Raw genomic sequence first — 16,417 nt, 5'->3', positions numbered from 1 at the left:
ATTGCCGGTGCCTTGGCCTTGGGGTTTCAGCCAGTCTGCCGTGAGGCGGCGGGGGCTCGGGAGATGATCGTGCTGAGGTTCCCGGTGTAGGTGGTGCCCAGTTCGGTCACGGTTCCGGGGAAGGGGCCCGGGCCATGGCGCAGGGCGCTGACGTAGTTCTCGGGCAGGAGCACACGGTCACCGACTTCGAGTCTGCCGGGGCCCCTCCAGCGGTATCCGTAGCCGTCGACGGTGACGGCCTGGTCACTGTCGACCTCGAAGCGGCGGTTCCTGGCGTCGAGTTCTTCCCGCAGGGCCCGTATCTGACGCTCAAGGTGTTCGACCTGTGCGGCCTCTGTGCGTTGTCTCCACTCTCTTTCCTGCGCCCGGCCGGTCTCAAGGCCCTGCCGGTACGCCTCCACGAGGGTTCTTTCGTGGTCGGTGGTGTGCAGTTTGCACGCGAATCCTGGACCGGAGAACTGTGCACGGCAGGGAGCGCCGGACTTGGTGGGGCGCCCGCAGGGCCGGTGATGTACCTCTTCGAACACGAGAATTCCTCACGGGGGTGGTGGACTGGCAGCAGGGGGTGTGGGCGCGGTGGCGTACTACAGGGTGACCGGCAGCGAGATCACCGGCTGGGATATGGCCTGCGGGATGCAGGCGGGGACGGTGTGGCCCGCCTGGGCACAGATCAGGGCGAGGAGTTGGAGGTAGCCGAGGGAGACGGGCCGCCCGGGGAGCTTGCCAGTTGCCTGTTCGAATCGCTGGAGGGTAGCGGGCTTGATGCCGAGGTGGCCGGCGGCATCGTGGAGATCGAGCCCTGCGGCTTCGCGGGCTTCCCGGAAGGTTTCAGCGTTGTCGTGCCAGACCTGCGGCGCGGCCTCGGCGGTGTCCCGGGCAACGGCTGCGCGGGCAGTGGCGAGGACGGCCTGGATTCGGTCGGTACGGGGGCCGAGCAGGAACCGGGCCAGCCGGGCAGCGTTGGCCTCGCGGTCGACGCCCTCGCTCCAGGGCTGGGAGGCCTCTTCGTACACGCGGTCCCGGGCCTTGGCGCAGTCCTCGCGCTCACCGGGGCCAGCGCCGTAGGTGCGGTGCCGGTCACTGGTGCAGGCCAGCGTGCTGTCCTTCGCAAGGTCCATGTCGCGGTACTCGTCGTCGGTCTCGATCTCGTCGATGACGTCCCGGACCTGCTGGCGTTCCTGTGGAGACAAGACACTCGCGAGTGCCTCCGCGGCCGCCTGGGCCTCGGGCCGGCCGGCGGGTTCGAAGCCACCACCCCAGGCATGGGACGCGTGTGCCCCCTCTGCCTTTTGGAAAGCCACGCCGATGGCCTCGAACGTGTGGGGGCTCCAGGCATGCACCATCAGGAGAATCTCCCGCACTGCCTCCTCGCGAGCGGCTGGTGGCGTCTCGGCTGCGGCCCGTCGGCCGCGCCGTGATCCGGTGTGGGCCAGCCAGTCAGTGAACGTGTGCGGGTGCCGGGGGTCGGGAAGATCCGCGTTCTCGAACCACCGCGCTGCCCGCACCACACAGGCGTGCGCGTGCTGGATGACGGCGTACCAGCCGAACAAAGCCTCCCGGTAGTCGTCGATGTGCCGGTCTACGGAGAAGGCGCCGGTCTGTGTACGGCAGTGCTGCGGGCATTCTGCCGCGTGCACCCGGTAGAGGGCGGCCCGGGTCTCGGGGAACGTCAGCAGAGCGGTGTTCAGGTGCTCATTTTTGGGGCCGCGGTCGCGGCGCTTCTCGAGCCCGTGGTCGAGGAAGACCTGGAAGCGGGGTTCCTCACGCCAGTGGGCCGCGGCGCTGCGGACGCGGACGTCGCTCTGCCACGCTCCGGTCGCGATGACCTCCCGCAGCGACGAAGCCACGTCACGGCGCAGGGCCGCACCCAGTGTGATCAAGACCGGCAGGCACTGAGGATCGTCCCCCAGCGCGGATATCACCAGAGTGACGTCATCGTGACGGTGAAGATGACGCTGGAACACGAACGACCCCCTGAATGCAGCAGACCCCAACTGCCTCGCACCGTGGTATGGAGGCAAGCCCCCATCCTGCACGATGCCTAAGACATCCGGCCCGCACTCCCGCGGATACGGCCGACGAGGTGGCGTGTGTGCTGGGCCGCTGCCCACCGCAGTCCGTCCGCCGTTGCGAAGGCCATCTCCCTAAGACGCTGCCGTGCCCAGTCCAGCGCGTCCTGGATGTCCTCGCCCACCGGCTGTTTCCCCCATGGTTCTCCGCTCCCCCTCGGCACTTCGGTGTTCCTGTTCAGCCGCTCACCGCAGCGACTGCGAGTCAGCTCGAGCCCGGACTCGTCGGTGCCCCGGCGCTGTCTCCTGCGGCGACAAGGTGGTCCGCCGGGGCGCTCTCCGGCGAAGCGGGGCGCCGGAACGCTGCGCTGAGCGCGTGCAGCTCGGCACGGCGGGCCCGGAGGAGCTCCTCGGGTCGGCGCAGGGCCGTGTCCAGAAGCCACACACCACCGCGGAACGGCTGGAAGCCGATGCTCTCCCACAGCGCGGCAATCTTCTTCTTCGCCCGGCGGCGATAGGCCTCGGTGACCTGCTCACCGTCTTCGGGGTACTCACCCATGGCGGAGTACACCGCTACCGCACAGCAGCCTGCGGATAGGCGGCGGATCGCTTCGGCTGCCAGGACCGGGCCCAGCCCGAAGCCTCGCCATGCCTTGTCGAGGCTGACGCGGTCGAGGAGCAGCAGATCCCCGACAGGATGAGTGACCACCTTCTCGAACGCGGCGCTGTAGCCGTGGTGTCCGGTTCGGCCAAGGACGGCGGAAGCGATTACCTCGAGATCGCCGGACTCGGCGTCCGCCGCCTGCCACCGATTGCCGCCAGTGTGGTCACGCAGTCTCCACAAGGTGAGGTGCCCGACCTCGGAGCCCGCGGCCGGAGTGTGTCCGCCTCCGCCTCCCCCTTCTTCCTCTTCCCACTCCTCCTCACCCGCCAGACCGTAGGTGACCGCGACATGCCAGGGTTCCAGAGTGTCCTCGTAGTCGTACGGCACCGCGGGATGACCATGTGCGTAGTGGAGGTGAAGACGAGCGGGATCGCCCGGGAGCTCGGTGGCCGGCCGTGTGAACCGTGCTGATGTCATGGCAGAGAGACCAGAAGCGGGCACCGACGTCCTGCAGGGAAACGGTCCGAGCGCGATCCCGGACACCGGCCGGCCCCTCTGGCCTCCAGACCGGGAGCGAGCCGTGTCATCGGTATATCGAAGAACAGTTCCCTCCTCGCGGGCCGACACCGCTCGGTCAGCTCTGCCAGCGGCCCGGAAGGCCACGCGCCTGGCCCTGCCGCCGCCACTCAGCCACGACCTGTCAGACGACCAATCCACCCCGGACCACGCAACAACAAAGGAATCCCACACTGATCACTACATTCCGAGACGATCACTGAACGTGCACCCCGGAGCCTCCCCGACTGCGGACGTCCACGGAAAACCCAGCTCAGATACACACCACACCACAGCAGAGAATCCTGAAACGATCGCTGGATCCCCAGGCCAGCACACCATTCCCACAGTGATCACTAACGGATCTGTCAGTGCGGGGTTCGCCGGCTGTGTGAGACATCCCTCTCCCGTCGTCGTGGCGCTGGTGGCCCGGGAAGGTTGACCATGTAGTCATGACCTCCTCGCCCCGCCCGCCGCACGTCGGTGGCCCACCGGATCCGATAGGCGGGACTACCGCGCTCGGCGGAGAGTCCGCTCCCGCCCGCGGGTACCTGCTGGACAACGCGCGCGCCGAGGCGGGCGAGCGATTCGTTTGGCTGGCCGAGCTGTTCGACGGTGTGACGCGCGGGCACTTCGATCGACTGGGCGTCAGGGCCGGCTCGCGCTGCTGGGAAGTGGGGGCCGGCGGCCCCGGTATCCCGGAGGCGCTCGCGGCGGCCGTCGGTCCGACCGGGCACGTGCTGGCCACGGACATCGACCCGTCGTGGCTGAAAGCAGGTGACGGGTACGAGGTGCGCCAGCACGACGTCGCCGCTGATCCGCCCCCGGAGCCAGGGACGTTCGACCTGGTGCACGCCCGGCTCGTGCTGGTCCATGTACCCGACCGGGCCCGCGCGTTGGCCACGATGGCGGCAGCGCTACGGCCCGGCGGCTGGCTGCTGGTCGAGGACGCCGATACCGCTCTGCAGCCACTGGCATGCCTGGACGACAGCGGCCCTGCGCAGCGGCGGGCCAACCGGCTGCGCGACGCGGTCCGGGAACTGCTGACGCGCCGCGGCGCGGACCTGCGCTACGGCCGGACACTGCCGCGGGCATTGCGTCAGGCCGGCTTGGTAGATGTCGCCGCGGCGGGCTCTTTCCCGGTCGGCGGCCTGGCTTGCGACCGGCTGGAGGCGGCGACCATCCGGCACGTGCGCGGCGAGCTACTCGCGGCCGGCCTGGCCGACGACGCCGAGATCGACGCACACCTGGCCGCCATCCACGCGGGCAAACTCGACCTGACACTCGCACCGCTGATCTCAGCCTGGGGACGCCGTCCAGCCGAGCACCCTCCGGCACTCGGTGAAGTGCGGATCCAGGCGTTGTCCGAAGATCATGGAGTTCTCGGCGCCCCGTGATCCGGGTGGAAGAGCGTGCCTGCCGACGCATCATGCCCGGTCCTGGCTGCTCTTGACCGACTCCGCGAGCAGCCCGGACCCCGCCCTGAGGAGATCCCGCCCCCGGTTCCGGGCGATGCGGAGCTTCCTGCGGGATGACATCAGCTTCTGGGGCGCCGCCGAGGTGCTCATCTGTCTGTTCATTTGTGTGTGTCTCGCTTGCAGGGGCTCAGCTGAGCAGGAGCTCGTGGGTACGAGCGAGCAGGTCGTACTGTCCGCGCAGGTTGCTGCCTGACAGGTTGATGACGAATGTGTGTGCACCCGCTTGGAGGTATTGATCAAGTCGTTCGGCCAGCTTCTCGGGTGGTCCGCTGACCACAAGGCGGGTCGCCTGCTGCTCGGACAGGCCCTGTTCACCGGTCAGCGAGCGCAGGTAGCGGATCAGGCGCTGGTGTTCCTGGCGGTTCTGCTCGGTGTCGGTGCTCAGTGCGGCGAACACCGTGGTGCCGATCTCGGGTGTCTGAGCGCCTGCTTCGGCTGCCATCGTCGTCAGTTTGGCAGCTCTCTCGCCCAGTTGTGCGGGTTCGAGCAGCGATGCAAGCCATCCGACGCCGTGGTCGAGGGCGCGCCGTAAGGCGCGGTCGGACATGCCGCCCACCCACAGCGGCGGCGCGGCAACGGCGGGTTCGAGCGTCATCACCGGCTCACCGGGTACGGTCAGCAACTTCGTCGGCCGGCCCGCGAACAGGTCGGGCAGCGCCCGTAGCATCTCCTCGGTCCGGTGGCCCCGCCCGGCGAATGGGACCCCGCCCACCGGCCAGTCCTGCGGGTGTACGCCCGCGCCGACTCCCAGGACCACGCGGCCACCGGACAGATACTGCAACGACGACAGCTGTTTGACCGCCCAGGCCTGCTGCCGCAGCGCCAGCAGCAAGACCCCGAAGCCGATCCGCACGCGCTCGGTGACCGCGGCGGCCGCGCTCAGCGCGACCACGCTCTCCAGGAAGGGGGTGTGCGCGCACAGGTGGTCGCCTGCCCACACCATGTCCAGCCCGACCTGCTCGATATGCCGGGCCAACGAGGGGATCTCACCGATGTTCTTATCGCCGCGCTCGACGAAAGTCGGAAGGCAGACACCAAGGTTCACTGGCATGCCGGTCCTTTCCCGTGTGGGCGGCCGCGCTACTCAGCCCTTCGAGGGGTGGCGGCCTTCGACGTTCGGTGAGGCTGACCTTGCCTGCTCAACCAGGGTTGAGCTCAACTGGTTCGATGAACGATCTGGCATCGATCCGGCAAGTCGCCGACCACTTCGATCTGCCCATCTCGACGTTGCACTACTGGGAGCGCCGCGGACTCATCACGCCCTACCGGCACTTCGGTCATCGCCACTACAACGCCGATCAGATTTACCGGATCGCGCTGATCCGTCTGTGGCGGGCTACCGGGCAGATGTCCCTCGACGAAATCGCCGCGGTCCTTTCCGAGCGTCCGGATACCTCCGGCTGGCGCGAGACCGTCACCGCCCGGATAGCCGCCATCGAAGCGCAGCTGACCCAACTGGATACCGCACGCAGCTACCTGCGCGGTCTGCTCGAATGCCGGCACGACGATGCGCTCGAGCATTGCGAAGGCTTCCGCGCCCAGGTCACTCTCCCGGCAAAGAATCATCAGTGACGCGTACCGTTCGGGCACATCCCGGGGCGCGTAGTGCTGTTCGGCGCGGCCGTCCGGGCGCTGTGTGGGCCTCAGCCATTGACGTAGGTGAGGCTGGTGGCGCCGTAGCGGGTGCCCGCGATGTGCTGGGTAGGGCGGCGGCTTCGATGGCGCGGCAGTACGGGCAGCCGCCCTCACCAAGGACAACGACATCCCGCACCTGACGCAGAACCTGATCACCCAGTACGTGGCGGACCTTCGGACACGGCACCTGCTGTGACCGATCCCAAGGGAGACCGGGGGCGGTCACTGACGAACTACGGTCGACGGCCAGGCTGTGACATGAACCCCTGAGAAGGCGTCAGTTTGGCAGTGAATTCTGACGTGTGCTCTTCGCGCTCATCTCTTCCAACCGCCGAACAGGGGCAACCGCCACTGACCGGTCCGAGCTCGGGGTACGCGGGAAGGAACCGGGCTTGAACATGGTGAAACCAGCTCGGCGGATTGTGTCGGCTGCCCTCAGGCGTGGGCTGCGGTGGCGGGCGGTGGGCGCGCAGCACGATGGCTTGCTCCTGGTATGCGAAAGGCATGCGCCTTCGTCTGCAGCGGGCCGCGCAGCGGAAGCGCAACCTCCGCAACCGCCTGCAGACCTTGTGACGCGCCCCGCACCGCAGGATGGACGACGAACCGCCCCACAGCCACAGCAGCCCGCCGGAACAGAACCCTGTGCAAGTCCTGCCGTTTCCTGCTACGAAACTGCTGAGGGCCCGGATCCATGCGGATCCGGGCCCTCAGCGCAGTAGCGGGGACAGGATTTGAACCTGCGACCTCTGGGTTATGAGCCCAGCGAGCTACCGAGCTGCTCCACCCCGCGTCGGCAGTCCCCACCGTACGCCATCACAGCCGACACCGCGGACCACTTCCTGCCGGGGCTGGTCGTCTACGCGGCGAAGCCAACATTGGTGACGTACTCGTACTGGCCCCACTGCGAGCCCAAATCGACGATCGTGTCGTCCCAGGCCGCGTCGAGGCCCTGGTAGTCGCCGGCCGCCCAGGAGCCGACGATACGGTCCCAGCGGCGCACGTTCATCGTCCGGTACTCCACGACGCGCTGGAGCGGCCGGGCGACCTGGGACTGGTCCAGGGGGTGGATCTCCACCCGCGTGCCACGTCCGTCTCGGTTCAGGCGCTTGAGAAGGTGCCGGGCGACGTTCTGCCGGCGCACCGCCCGGTACGCGGCGTCGATCCTGGCCAAGTTCGCCTTCGACGGCCGGCTCTTGCCCTCCAGCCACGCCTTCAGCGTCCGGTCAGTGACCGTCAGCCCGGCCTCCCGCGCGGTCTGGCGGCTCTTGCCCGACCTCGTCAGGTAGTGCAGACGCGCTATCCAGCCGCGCCTGGCAGTCACGGGAGTCGCGATGCCACCTGCGAGCTCGTCGAGCTTGCGCGCGACCGCGTCGCTGCCCTTGATGCCCCGGGCCCCGAACTTCCCGAAGTCGATGTTCTTCTCCGGCATTATTCCTCCTGCCCTTCCGTCTCCGGATGCTCGGTGGTGCCGGTGCCGGCGGTGTAGATGTCCTTGACCTTGACTTCGGTAACGCCACGGCCTTCAGGGAAGACACGACGCCAGTCACCGATGACGTGGAGCTCGTCGGTGCCCATCGCCCGGACGACGGTCAGCCCCTCATCGTGGGCCTTGAGCGCCTTGAGCCACAGGTTCGCGAACGCCTGCGAGCGGATGGTGTGCATCCAGTCCGGGCGGTACAGCTCCCGGTTGTAGTTCGACTCCCCCATGGTGGAGACGAACTTGCTGTACATCGCCTTCACGTACTCCAGCGTCACCTCGTCCCCTTGCTCGATCGCGGTGTCGCGGGCGTCCTTGAGGGCGATGCGGAATTTTTCCAGGAGGTTCTCGGTGGCACCGGAGCTGTAGGACTCGTGGATCTCCGGCGGCGCGCACAGACCGTATCTCGGGCTCGACAGGCGCAGCAGGAGGCGCAGGGTCGGCTCGGTCACCCACAACGGTCCCGGCTCGTCCCGCTGGCCGATCGGGTTCGGCAGCACCGCATCGTGCTCCCACGCCGGTGGAGTGATCAGGTGGACGCCAGCGCGGCGGCGGTCATGAGGGAGGCCGGTGGAGTGCTCCAGCTGGCCGAGCGGGAGGTGGGTCTTGAGGGCGGAGAGGTAGGCACCGTTGATGTCGAGCGCCGTCACCTCGTGCCGGCCGGGGGGGAGCTCGTGGCGGGTCCACTTGGGACGGGCCTCCCAGATCTGGTCCGCGCCGCGGGAGGTCTGCTTCTTGAGGATGCCGGGGATCCAGGGGTGGGCGATCACGTCGTAACGGGCACCCTTACGGGTCTCGTCCAGCAGCCGCATCGCATCCGGGATCGCCCGCTTCAGCAGAGCGGCCGTGGCCGCCTCCACGTCGCCATGGTGTTCCGCGAGCGCGCCCTGGACCGCCTGGCCGATCAGATCGACCGGACCGGACGGCTCCTGGAACGCACGACGGGCCGGACCCTTAGAACGCCCGGACGGGCGCGGCGTGCGCGGTGTCCGCGCTGTGGTCGGCTTCGTGGCCGGAGCGGTCTCAGGCTGGTCGGGCGACGCAGTGGGCTTGTCGGGCGCGGCAGCGGTGGCCTGGCAGTCGGCGGGGTCCAGGTGCTGGGCGAAACCCGCCACCCGGGTCCCGGCCGGATGCCCGCACAGCACACACGGCTCGGGCACGGCGAGGACCTCCACCTCGTCACCATCATCGCCTTCTTCGGGCGCCGGGGCAGCCGGAGGAGTCTCGGCCACGGCAGGGGTCTTTGCCACGGCCGGCTCGGCGGCAGGCGGCGTGACCTGGGCGGTGTCGGTGGCGAATTTGGCTGCCAGCCCGTCCAGCAGGTACGCGTACTTTGTGCGGGTCTCGCCGGCCGGGTCCCGGCCGCTCTCCCACCCGGTGACCGTGCTCGGGCTCACCCCGAGTGCGCGGGCCACCTGCGCCTTGGACAACCGGGCCCGCTCCCGCAGTTCCTGGCGGACCTGGGGGGCGGGGAGGTCGGCTTTCGGGCCGACGGCGGCGAGCAGCGAGTCGATCGCATCGAAGTCACTCACCGGGCCGCTCCCTGCCCCGTGTTGGCGGTACGGCGCCGGGCGGCGGGCAGGGCCTCACACGCCCGGGTCGGACCCGCCAGCAGGTCCAGGGCAGTGAAGCCGTAGTGCTCGGCCAGGACATCGACGTCGCGTAGGGTCCACGAAGTGGCCCCTGACTGCCGACGCGAAATCTGTGTCTGCGTCAGACCCAGCACCGCAGCGATAACCCGCTGCGAGTCGCCCGTCGCCTGCATCAACGCAGCCACCGTCAGCCGCAACGACTCCTCCAGGCTCAAACCCATGACCCCACCATACCCGAAGAGTATGCAAATTCTGCATCAGAGTTCGGCATTAGAGCCCTGAAATGCGCCTAGCGCCTGACTTCTGGATCCGGGGGGATACAAGGCCCCCTATCCCGCCCAGGCCCGGCGATCAGTGGTCCAGGGGCCGCCCGCGTACAGGCCGGCAGGCTGCCCAACGCGCATCCCGCCCCGCCCGGGACCGGCACCCGAGCCCCGCCCCGCCCCCAGTCCCACAGCAGCCGGGAGAACCCGGGAAAACGCAGCAGGATGTCACCGCCCCACCCAGACCATGACCGGGTTCACGGTCTCCTCCCGGCCAGTCCCGCACCGGAAGTGCCGGGACGAGGTGACACGGATGTGCTGGTTGTCGATGCTTCTCGGCCTGGAGGGAGGAGACAGCCATCGGCGGTTCGGTGCGGCCATCCGCACGGGCGACCTGGGCCCACTGGCCGATCAGATCCCGAGACAGTACGGCGATGAGGAGGTGGTCGGCGTTCAAGGCCTCGGCGGTGCGCAGCGCGATCAGCGTCTTGCCCATCCCGCACGCGGAGACCGTGTGCCCGCGGCTCCCGGGCTTCCTGAGGTGCCGGGCCCCGCTGTCCACCGCCGCCTGCTGATCCACACGCAGCACCCGGCGAGAAACCGCAGTCCGGGAAGCCGGAGCAGGAGTCGTGGCTACGGGCTCAGCGGTGGGTGACATGGAGCAGGTTCCTCGGCAGGCGACGGAAACGGACAGGCTTATCCTCCCGCGCTGAAAGAGGCCAAGGGGGACAAAAGTCTTGATCCGGCATCGAGCGCACGGCTGGTGAGGGGGGCTCCGCGGTTCCACTGACGCCCTCACGGGCGGAAGTCCCGAGAAAGGAAGGATCCGTCCCTCCGGGCGCTGTGGTTTCCGGAAGGCTGGGGGGATGGTTCCCGGGGTGTTCCGTCTGTCTCCTGTGAGTGGGGAGACGACGTGGTCGTTTCTGTGCCGGATCGCTGACCGGTATGGGCTGGAGGAGCAAGCGCTGCTGTCTGGTTGGCAGGGGCGCGGTCACCGGCCTCGGCCCGACGGTGGCGGGCTGCGGGCGGACGCGGAAGTGCTGCTGGACGCGGCGGGCCGACGCGCGCTGGCGGGACTGTCCGGAGTCGGCGAGGAGGCGCTGGCGCGAGCGTTGCGGTCCTGGGGCGGGAGGCTCCAGAGTTCGACGGACCACAGGACGGTCGGGGCGATTGCTGTGGCGGGTCGGGGGTGCGGTGGCGGGGCCCCTGGCGTTCGGGTGCCGCCTGTGCATGGCACGGCGTACCGGGGCCTCGGTGCGTGTCGTGCGGTACGCGCAGCGGTGGGAGCGGGTGTGTGTCCGGCACAGCCGGTGGGCTCTGGACGCGGACGCCGATCAGATGCTGGAGCACGTGGACCTGCGCGGCATCCCAGAGGTGGCGGCGGCGCAGCGCCGGTGGTGGGGGTGGCCCGGCGCGCGGGGCGGGCGGGGGCGGGGCCGGGTGAGGTGTTCGTACTGGCTCATGCCGTGGTGGCCCGGTGGTGGCAAGAGGCCCTTGGCTGGGAGCGAGAGCAGATCTGGCCGCGTCGCCTGCACCAGGTCGCGGGCGGCAACGCGGGCGGAGATCTGGAGTGGTGGCGGGTTGTGGGGCGGGACGCGGTCATCTTCCCGGAAGTGGTGGCCGTCGCGAATACGATGCTGGACCCCGCCATGGCGCAGCGGGTGTGGGCGGACAGCGGCGGGGCGCGGCAGCGGCCGCGGCCGCTGCCTGCGGACGGGGAGTTCTGCCGCCGGCTCGGCGAGCGGGTGGGAAGGCCGTGGCTGGGGCCGCTGGTCGCGGTCGGCTATGGGGGTCCTCTGCTCCCGTGGATAGGGACCGTTGTCCGCCTGCTCCGCCACCCCGGGGGCCGGCCGGGACCGTATGCGGGGCTCGAGGAGAACTTGTGGTGGGTGCGGCAGGAACACCAGCCGTCGACGATGGCCGCCTGTCTGCGGGGCTTGTCCAGGGAGAAGAAGATGCCCGGTTCGCGGACGAACTGGCGGGTCGTGGTGCCCGCCGAGCAGCGCTTCGCGATCACCAATCTGCTGGGTGAGGTCGAGGAGCAGCTGCAGCAGTTGCGCGGGGCGCAGGTCGGCACTACCGCCGAGGTGGCCCGGTTCATGCTGGAGGGCTTGAGCCGTGGCACGGGTCTGCTCGACCAGGTGCTGCTGCGGGGCGCGGTGGCGGCGGTGAACGCCGGGGTGGAGATGGGCGAGGTGGCCCGGTGGGCACGGCTGTCGGAGGAGGAGGCGGTAGAAGTCCTCGGCGTTCCCCGTCGTGCCGGGGCGCAGGTGGGGTCCGGGCCTGTGGTGGTCGGCGACCACTGGGAGGCATGTGGCCTCGGGGGTCGAACGCGATGCGCGTCCAGCTGATGGTCCTTGACCGTGATCCGCAGGTGGTCGGCATGGCAGGACGGCCGGTGCGGCTGCTGTGGCGGGAGGGGCGGGTGCGGTCCTGGGTGCCACAGCTCTTCGCACGGTACGCGGATGGCACCGGCATGCCGGCCGACTGCCCCAGTCACGCCGGGGCCGGTGGCGAACGGGCCATGACGGCCGCGGCGGCGCTGGCGGAGGCGTGTGCGCGGGTGGGATTCGTCTACCGGCGCCTGGAGCGGCCGGATGAGATGGTCGAGGCCAACGTGAAGTGGCTGGCGGGCTACCGGCATCCCCGTAACCGGGCCGCGTGGGCCTGGCAGCAGCCGTGCGGGAGGCGTTCGCGCATCCGCGGCCGTTGGTGGAGGGCGCTGAGGTGGTCGGTGATCCGATCGAGGTCCTGCCCGTCGTGTTCCATGCCTTGTAGCACGGATCGCTGACGACGTCGCTGGATGTGCCCCTGCACGGGGGCGTCCTGGTCCACGTGGTCGGGTCCGAGGCGGAGGGCTGTGCTGTGCGGGGAGCGGGAGCCGGAGCCGGCGTGGGGCTTGGTAGGGGCACCGCGCGTGGTGGGGCCGCTGCGGGCCGGGTGGGGAGACGGAGTGAGCGGGGCTCGCAGGGGTGGGCGGCCGGTGGTCGCGGTGGAGGCGTATGTCCGTTTTCGCGAGGTGCGGTGGCAGGTCGTTGCCCTGGCCGGGCAGCGTTTCCACCTGGTCGGCGAGGACGGGCCGGATGAGGTAGTGCTGGCCGGGCACCTGTTCGCCGATGCTGACTTCGCGGTGCTGGGCATGGAGGCGGAGCAGCCTCAGGCGGTGCCGCGGTGGGGGCTGTTCGAGACCGCTCCGGCCGCGGCGAGGGAGAAGGCGCTGGCCTGGCAGTGCCACATCCGCGAAGTGGAGTCCGGCCTGCCTGGTGGGGCGGGCAGCGGCGGTGAAGTGCGGGCGGAGTACGACCCGCATCGGTGGACCCTGGCCGAGCGGGAGCAGGCCAAAGCCCGGGAGCTGACGACGCTGGGCTTTGGGCGGGTATCGAGGTCGACGGTGCAGCGCATGCGCCTGGCCTACCGCAGGCAGGGGCTGTGGGGCCTGGTCGACCACCGCACCACCCGCGGCCCGAGCGGGAGTGGCGGACGGCAGGACGAGCAGGTCGTCGCCGCGGTCAGGGACGTGCTGCGCGGGCAGCGGGGGCGTTCCAAAGGCACCGTCAAAGCACTGATGCCGCTGGCGGCCGCTCATCCATCCGTAACGGGTGTGCGGGTTCACCACGTGCTCCTGCTCGCCGTCGCCGTTCTGCGAGGGACGAGTCGGGCAGAGCCTGACCTAGCCATCCTCGGGGTCGGAGGTAGCCGGATCCCCTCATGTCTAATTCATGAGGGGATTGCCGTATGGGTGTAGCAATATCGGGCCTTGAAACCTCATACACAGATGGGTGCCACCTCCGGTGCCGGCTCTGTATGAGGACCGAGAACGACAAAGGGGCGGGTGTTCCGGTGACGAGAACGTTCGGCGTGGTCATGGCCGTGTGCGTGGTGGGGACGATGGGGCTCACGGCCTGCGGTGGCGGCAGGTCGGACCGGGCTCTGGCCGACCGGCCTGCCGCCCAGGTCCTCGACGCGGCCGTGAAGGAATTCGAGGCCGCACACTCGGTGCACTACGACTTCGAGGGCGTTGCCAAGGCCGGCGCAGGTACTTCACGCAACACCATGACCATAGACAACGAACGCAACTGCCGTGCCACGTTCACCACGAGCAGCGGCACCAGCGAGATCCTCAAGTTCGGCGAGCAGGTGTGGTTCAAGGCCGACCGGAAGAAGTGGACGAAGGTGCTGGGCGATTCCCAGGCCGTCGACAAGCTCGCCGGCCGCTACCTCCACGGGACGACCAGCAGCCCCCAGTTCGCAGAGGACATGTCCGGCCGCTGCGACTTCGAGACGCTCCAGGACAACGTCCGCTCGGTCGGCGCCGGCGGCAGGCTCACCAAGGGGGCACCTACCGTGATCGACGGGAAGAAGACCATCCCGGTCGTGAACCGGGAAGGCCGTGCCACCGTCTACGTGGCCACCGAGGGGAAGCCCTACCCGGTCCGGATCGTCCGCGAGGGCGAGAGCGCCGGCACGATGACCCTGACCGACTGGGACCGGCCGGTGTCAACCACCACCCCGCCGGCGAGCGAGACCCTTGAGGCCGACAAGCTGGCCGGCCTGGCGGGCCGGCCCTCGCACCACAACGATCCGTCCCTGCTCTTCTGACCCGGCACGCCGGGTGGCCGCGACCGAAGAGCCCCTGCCGCTGAGCTGCCTTCTTCACCCGTCCGGCCGTGACGCGACGCGCCTGCTCTCCTGGAGAGCAGGTGCGCTTCAGGTGCTGGTACAGCAGCTGGATCAGCTGTTCCAGCTGCCGGTCGAGGTGCTGACGCCCCCACAGGGTGCCGGCAGGCGGTTGGGCTTGTCTTGCTTCGCCCAGCAGGAGCCTGCTGTGGGCCGGATCCCGAGGGGTGCGCACTCGTCCAGGCGGAAGCCCGGTCCGGGTAGCGATCCAGCACCTGCTCGATGCGGTCGAATTTAGCGTCGCGTTCAGGGTCGGACGATTCCTTCCATGTCTTGGTGCGCTGGAAGGCGATGCCGCGACGCAGGAGCAGACACCGTAAGACTTCACAGACAATGCGGATGACGCGTCCGTGCACGCGGTGCAGGTAGGCGGCGAGTTTGCGGATCGGCCAGCGCGCTGGCCGAGATCGGTCCGGCTCGTTCTAGCCAGTCTTGGTGGTCGCGCGGTGGAGGGGCGGTCCCCGTGGTCAGTTGGGGAAGAACTGCTGCATCAGAGGGTCCTGCATGTACTTCCAGACCTGGCCGCCGTAGTCGGCGGGCTCTGCAAGCGCCTCCGCCGACGTGGACGGGCCGAGGTTGTACTCCGTGGCGATAATCTTGACCGCCCGTTCGTTGCTGCCGAAGGCTGCACGAGTCATTTTGGGGTAGCGGTTTGGGCGGTTCTTCAGGCGGGCGAGATAGCGGGCGGCCACGCTGATGTTACTGCGTGGCCACGAGAGCAGGGTGAGGATTTCCCGCTGCCGGGCGGGGGGCAGTGCCATGTAGTCCGCCTGGACCTTTCCGCGAGCTGGGGCCCGGTTTTCCCGGTTCTGCTCCGTCCAGGGGATGGCTCCAGTGACCATGGCCGCCGTGCTCGACTTCACCTGTCCGACGCCTACGGATCGGTCGAGGTCCTTGGTCTCCACAGGCTTGCCGCTCTCCCGTCGACGGAGGGTGGCATCGGTCTTGGCCAGTTCGGATTCTCGCGCGGCGCGAGGAGATCCAATGGGCAGCAGCGACGTATTGCCGATCTCGTGTCGCAATACCGAGGCGAGCATCAGCGCGGTGATTCCCTCCGCGCCTGTGGCTGTCGCGGCTTCGATCACGTAGCCGCGGAAATCGGTCATCAGCTCGGCCGCGGCTTGTGCGTCCGGGTCCAGAGTGGTCCAGGGCCTGGGAATCTTGGGGTCACGCGCGATGGTGTCGTGATCCAGCGCGACGGTACCGAGTGTTCCGGCGGTCGAGGTGATCCGACACGTCACCCGGTACCGGCGGCCGGCGCCACTCAACCGGAACCACATGTCGGGCTTGGAACGGGTCACTGCGAAGATCACAGCGCCTGTGGCCCGGTCGATGAGTGTGAACTCGAAGCGCGGATTCTCACCGGCGTCGCCTTGGTACTCGGCCTGATAGGTGACCTGTGCGTCCTCGGTCACGGGCGAGGACAGATCGGATGTGAGACTGACAACGCCCTGCTCCGCGTGCTGACCGTGCTCCGAGGTGAGCCGTTGCAGCGTACGCGCGTGTTGCGGCGCAACGGTGGGAGCGCCTGGTCTGCCGGACCGCACCTGGTCGGCGACAGCGTCCGCCTCACGCTCAGCGCCATCGGCCGGATGGCTGATCCCCAGCAGAGCGGTGATGGGCCGGCCGAGAGGGCGTTGCTGGAGGACATGGGTGAGTTCATGGGCAAGTACCCGCAGCCCGGCCGCCGTTCCAGGCCTGTATTGACCGGGGCCGAACACAATGTGTTCCCCGAGAGTGTAGGCCGCGGCCCCCAGTCCGGCCGCTGTTCGGGCCGCAGCGGCGTCCGTATGAACTCGGACGCGGGAGAAGTCCGCCGCGAACCGGGCCTCCACGGTGCGCCGGACAGGGTTCGCCAAGGGCTTTCCCGGTGTGCCCAGTACGCGCCCTACGCTCGGCCATGCGAACACCAACCCTTTAGGGATTGGCTGAATGGCTCTGGCACGGTCATACATGCAACCACGTAACCATGATCGTGCTCATGTCGCTATGCGACGGGCGGGCCCAGTCGCTTAGCTCATGCACCGCTACGGCGGACGGAAATCACACAGCGGGCCGGCCGGAGGCTCGTCCGTTCATCCCACCACTGCGGCGCCGCGAGGTCGCCGGCGTGGACCGCAGACCCTC

General features: G+C 69.0%; 14 protein-coding genes, 1 tRNA gene and 2 pseudogenes. 5 read left to right on the top strand and 12 right to left on the bottom strand.

Annotation, left to right across the window (positions count from 1 at the left end; translation table 11 throughout):
• Positions 1-26: 26 nt before the first annotated feature.
• From FGW37_RS32850 to FGW37_RS32840, 3 genes are all read right to left on the bottom strand, one after another.
• Positions 27-527, bottom strand: coding sequence for a hypothetical protein (locus FGW37_RS32850; RefSeq protein ID WP_179079127.1), 501 nt, complete (start codon positions 525-527; stop codon positions 27-29).
• A 57-nt stretch (positions 528-584) separates the two neighbouring features.
• Entirely contained in the window at positions 585-1,880 is a 1,296-nt protein-coding gene (locus tag FGW37_RS32845; protein ID WP_246430176.1) for a helix-turn-helix domain-containing protein, read from the bottom strand.
• A gap of 394 nt (positions 1,881-2,274) precedes the next feature.
• The gene (locus FGW37_RS32840; protein ID WP_179079129.1) at positions 2,275-3,156 is read right to left on the bottom strand and encodes a hypothetical protein; all 882 of its coding nucleotides are present in this window, start codon (positions 3,154-3,156) and stop codon (positions 2,275-2,277) included.
• Between the two features lie 464 nt (positions 3,157-3,620).
• On the opposite strand from FGW37_RS32840, the gene FGW37_RS32835 reads away from it, so the two are divergent.
• Positions 3,621-4,565: a methyltransferase domain-containing protein gene (locus FGW37_RS32835; protein WP_179079130.1), complete on the top strand. Its 945-nt coding sequence runs from the start codon at positions 3,621-3,623 to the stop codon at positions 4,563-4,565.
• 30 nt (positions 4,566-4,595) lie between these two features.
• Here the strand turns inward: FGW37_RS32835 and FGW37_RS32830 are convergent, their stop codons facing one another.
• Positions 4,596-4,736, bottom strand: coding sequence for a hypothetical protein (locus FGW37_RS32830; RefSeq protein WP_179079131.1), 141 nt, complete (start codon positions 4,734-4,736; stop codon positions 4,596-4,598).
• A 37-nt stretch (positions 4,737-4,773) separates the two neighbouring features.
• Positions 4,774-5,697, bottom strand: a complete 924-nt coding sequence (locus tag FGW37_RS32825; RefSeq protein WP_179079132.1) for an LLM class flavin-dependent oxidoreductase — start codon at positions 5,695-5,697, stop codon at positions 4,774-4,776.
• 116 nt (positions 5,698-5,813) lie between these two features.
• Here FGW37_RS32825 and FGW37_RS32820 point away from each other — a divergent pair, with 116 nt between their 5' ends.
• A complete protein-coding gene (locus tag FGW37_RS32820; protein ID WP_179079133.1) occupies positions 5,814-6,218 on the top strand; it encodes a helix-turn-helix domain-containing protein in 405 nt (134 codons plus the stop codon).
• A gap of 779 nt (positions 6,219-6,997) precedes the next feature.
• Here the strand turns inward: FGW37_RS32820 and FGW37_RS32815 are convergent.
• The 5 genes from FGW37_RS32815 to FGW37_RS34035 all read right to left on the bottom strand — a co-directional run bounded on the left by FGW37_RS32815 (position 6,998) and on the right by FGW37_RS34035 (position 10,271).
• Positions 6,998-7,071, bottom strand: a tRNA-Met gene (locus FGW37_RS32815).
• Between the two features lie 66 nt (positions 7,072-7,137).
• On the bottom strand, positions 7,138-7,710 hold the full coding sequence (locus tag FGW37_RS32810; protein WP_179084401.1) for a transcriptional regulator: 573 nt from the start codon (positions 7,708-7,710) through the stop codon (positions 7,138-7,140).
• Positions 7,710-9,290 (bottom strand): helix-turn-helix domain-containing protein, encoded by a 1,581-nt coding sequence (locus FGW37_RS32805; protein ID WP_179084400.1) that lies wholly within the window; start codon positions 9,288-9,290, stop codon positions 7,710-7,712. Before FGW37_RS32805 ends, FGW37_RS32810 begins: the two co-directional genes overlap by 1 nt.
• Positions 9,287-9,571, bottom strand: a complete 285-nt coding sequence (locus FGW37_RS32800; protein WP_179084399.1) for a helix-turn-helix domain-containing protein — start codon at positions 9,569-9,571, stop codon at positions 9,287-9,289. Before FGW37_RS32800 ends, FGW37_RS32805 begins: the two co-directional genes overlap by 4 nt.
• A gap of 130 nt (positions 9,572-9,701) precedes the next feature.
• Complete coding sequence (locus tag FGW37_RS34035; protein ID WP_343067220.1) at positions 9,702-10,271, bottom strand: DEAD/DEAH box helicase family protein; 570 nt, start codon at positions 10,269-10,271, stop codon at positions 9,702-9,704.
• A gap of 1,583 nt (positions 10,272-11,854) precedes the next feature.
• On the opposite strand from FGW37_RS34035, the pseudogene FGW37_RS32790 reads away from it, so the two are divergent.
• From FGW37_RS32790 to FGW37_RS32780, 3 genes and pseudogenes are all read left to right on the top strand, one after another.
• A pseudogene (locus FGW37_RS32790) lies at positions 11,855-12,523 on the top strand (TnsA-like heteromeric transposase endonuclease subunit); the annotation flags it as partial.
• 73 nt (positions 12,524-12,596) lie between these two features.
• On the top strand, positions 12,597-13,358 hold the full coding sequence (locus tag FGW37_RS32785) for a hypothetical protein (RefSeq protein ID WP_343067219.1): 762 nt from the start codon (positions 12,597-12,599) through the stop codon (positions 13,356-13,358).
• Between the two features lie 95 nt (positions 13,359-13,453).
• Positions 13,454-14,212 carry a hypothetical protein gene (locus tag FGW37_RS32780; protein ID WP_179084398.1) on the top strand — a complete coding sequence of 253 codons (759 nt, stop codon included), beginning with the start codon at positions 13,454-13,456 and terminating at the stop codon, positions 14,210-14,212.
• A 177-nt stretch (positions 14,213-14,389) separates the two neighbouring features.
• Here FGW37_RS32780 and FGW37_RS33760 read toward each other — a convergent pair.
• Together FGW37_RS33760 and FGW37_RS32775 are read right to left on the bottom strand one after the other, a co-directional pair.
• Positions 14,390-14,685, bottom strand: a pseudogene (locus FGW37_RS33760) (IS630 family transposase); the annotation flags it as partial.
• Positions 14,686-14,757: 72 nt separating this feature from the next.
• The gene (locus tag FGW37_RS32775) at positions 14,758-16,149 is read right to left on the bottom strand and encodes an eCIS core domain-containing protein (protein WP_179084397.1); all 1,392 of its coding nucleotides are present in this window, start codon (positions 16,147-16,149) and stop codon (positions 14,758-14,760) included.
• Between the last annotated feature and the right edge of the window lie 268 nt (positions 16,150-16,417).

It is taken from the genome of Streptomyces rectiverticillatus, assembly GCF_013394065.1.
In the GTDB taxonomy this organism is placed as follows: Bacteria; Actinomycetota; Actinomycetes; order Streptomycetales; family Streptomycetaceae; genus Streptomyces; species Streptomyces rectiverticillatus.
Note: the sequence above shows the minus strand (reverse complement) of the source record. Positions and strands in the feature narration are given on the sequence as shown.

What these genes read in the sequence shown, in the direction of transcription:
- FGW37_RS32800 (WP_179084399.1), bottom strand. Translation starts at nt 9,571, where the DNA reads ATGGGTTTGAGCCTGGAGGAGTCGTTGCGGCTGACGGTGGCTGCGTTG.
- FGW37_RS34035 (WP_343067220.1), bottom strand. Translation starts at nt 10,271, where the DNA reads ATGTCACCCACCGCTGAGCCCGTAGCCACGACTCCTGCTCCGGCTTCC.
- FGW37_RS32830 (WP_179079131.1), bottom strand. Translation starts at nt 4,736, where the DNA reads ATGAGCACCTCGGCGGCGCCCCAGAAGCTGATGTCATCCCGCAGGAAG.
- FGW37_RS32825 (WP_179079132.1), bottom strand. Translation starts at nt 5,697, where the DNA reads ATGCCAGTGAACCTTGGTGTCTGCCTTCCGACTTTCGTCGAGCGCGGC.
- FGW37_RS32820 (WP_179079133.1), top strand. Translation starts at nt 5,814, where the DNA reads ATGAACGATCTGGCATCGATCCGGCAAGTCGCCGACCACTTCGATCTG.
- FGW37_RS32810 (WP_179084401.1), bottom strand. Translation starts at nt 7,710, where the DNA reads ATGCCGGAGAAGAACATCGACTTCGGGAAGTTCGGGGCCCGGGGCATC.
- FGW37_RS32835 (WP_179079130.1), top strand. Translation starts at nt 3,621, where the DNA reads ATGACCTCCTCGCCCCGCCCGCCGCACGTCGGTGGCCCACCGGATCCG.